Genomic DNA, 270 nt, shown 5'->3' on the forward strand with positions numbered 1-270 from the left:
GACAAATCTTTCAATGCACGTCGGTAGACTTCTCGCTTGAAGGAAACTACTTGACCCAATGGATACCAGTAGCTCACCCAATCCCAACCATCAAACTCTGGCGTTTCGCCATTGCTCAAAGAGATGCTTTCGTCCTGCCCGATCATTCTCAACAAAAACCATTTTTGTTTTTGGCCAATACAAACCGGATGGGAGTTATGTCGGACTAAGCGTTTTGGCAAGCGATATCGTAACCAGCCCTCAGTCTGCGCAACAATCTGAACATCTTTT

At 45.6% G+C, this 270-nt stretch carries 1 protein-coding gene; it reads right to left on the reverse strand.

Translation table 11 applies throughout. The annotated features are described in order from the left end of the window. A partial coding sequence (locus A3762_RS07050; protein ID WP_082868990.1) for an RNA pyrophosphohydrolase occupies positions 1-270 on the reverse strand: 270 nt, incomplete at both ends.

Source organism: Oleiphilus sp. HI0125, assembly GCF_001635355.1.